Source organism: Streptomyces sp. FH025, assembly GCF_017427025.1.
Classification (GTDB): Bacteria; Actinomycetota; Actinomycetes; order Streptomycetales; family Streptomycetaceae; genus Kitasatospora.
Genome location: NZ_JAFLNG010001066.1, coordinates 1 through 1,728 on the forward strand (window position 1 = coordinate 1; position 1,728 = coordinate 1,728).

Genomic DNA, 1,728 nt, shown 5'->3' on the forward strand with positions numbered 1-1,728 from the left:
CGAGGGGCGGGAGTTCGAGAAGATCGGGCGCGAGCTGGGCAAGGCCGCGGGTGCCCTGGAGAAGGGCCTCGCCGCGCTCGGCGCGCCCTGGGGGACGGACCAGCCGGGCAGCGCCTTTGCCGCCGTGTACGGCCCTTCGCGCGGTGAACTCATCGGTGGGCTGCGCGGGTTGGCCGACCGGGTGGGGCAGGTCGGGGCCGGGCTGCACGCGATGGCGGAGCGGACGACCGACACCGACACCTCGGCGGCGAGCGGCTTCGGGGGGTCGGCGGGGCCGAGCTCCTCACCGACGGCCTCGCCGATCGCCTCGGCGGCCGTCCATTCGCAGGACGCCGGGGCAACCCCGGGGGCGGCGCCGGTCGTCCCCAAGGACATGTCGGTCTGACGGGTCCGGCTCGAAGGGGGAGATGCGCGTGTCCCGGAAACCGCCCGAGGAACTGGTCCCGCTGCTGGCCAGGACCGGTCACCCGTGGCCGCAGGCCGACGAGGAGGGCCTGCGCAAGGCGGCCGCGCTCTGGCGGGAGTTCGCCGCCGACGCCGACCGGCTCACCCGCCGCGCCGGGGAGTCCGTCCGGCGCGTGACCGCCGACAACACCGGGCACGCGGTGGACGCCTTCGGCGCGTACTGGCTGGCCTTCAGCGGCGGCGGCAAGGGCCACCTGGACGACGCGCACACCGCGGTCGGGTTGCTCGCCGGAGCCTTCGACACCGCCGCCCGGGCCGTCGACGGCTGCAAGGCCGAGATCATCGCCACCCTCCAGAACCTGGCCGCCGAACTCGAGCAGGCCCGGGAACAGGCCGCGGCCGCCCAGCGGGCCGCCGCCGAGGTCGCCACCGCGGCGAAGAACGACACCGGGCAGGGGCGCACCGGGCTGGTCGTCGGGATGGAGAAGGCCGTCGGCGACGCCGCGAACGCGGTGCGGAACGCCGCGGCCGGGCAGGTCGCCGCCGGGCTGGAGGCCGCCGCGGTCGAGACGGCCGCGCTGAAGATCGGCGGGCTGCTCACCGAACTCGGCCGCGCCATGAAGGACGCCCTCGGCGCCGCGCTCAAGGAACCGGCCGTCGTCGCCCTGCTGCGGCTCGGCACCGCGTCCGGGACGGGGATCACCGCCGCCTCGTACCGCACCAGGGGCGGCTTCGACCCGCTCGCCGCCGGACTGCCCGCCGCGCTCGGGGAACCGGGCGTGCTCGGGGCGGACGGCACCGGGCTGGTCCTGCTCGCCGGGCGGGACGGCAAGCCGGTGGTCGGCGTGCCCGGGCTCAACGTCAAGCTCGACGAACACGGGCAGCCCGTCCTCGGCGCGGACGGCAAGCCGGTCATCCTGCGCTCCGACGGCACCCCGGTCACCGACGCCGCCGGGCTGCTGGTGGTCACCGGGCCGGACGGCGAACCGGTGGTCGAGGTCGCCGACCCGGCCGTCCGGCTGGACGCGCAGGGGCGGCCGGTGCTCACCGACGCGGAGGGCAAGGAGCTCCGCGGGCTGGCGCTGGCGGACCTGACCGGGCCGCAGGACGTGAAGGGGGAGCCCACCGGGGGGCCGAAGGGCGGCCTGAGCGGCGATCCGGCGGGTGGTCCGGTCGGTGGGCCGGCTGATGCCCCGAAGACGTCGGGGGCGGTTCCGCCCGTCGTGGCGGCGGTGGCCGTCGTGACGGATCCGGTGGTCGCTCCGGTGGCCCGCGCCTCCTCGGTGGCCGTTGACCAGGGGCCGTACCGGCCCGCTGTTGCCG

Annotated in this window: 1 protein-coding gene and 1 pseudogene; both read left to right on the top strand. The window is 77.1% G+C overall.

The window, feature by feature from the left end; all coding sequences use genetic code 11:
• A pseudogene (locus J0670_RS37335) lies at positions 1-385 on the top strand (hypothetical protein); the annotation flags it as partial.
• Between the two features lie 28 nt (positions 386-413).
• Positions 414-1,728 (top strand): hypothetical protein (locus J0670_RS37340; protein WP_207817219.1); only part of this gene is annotated, 1,315 nt, incomplete at its 3' end.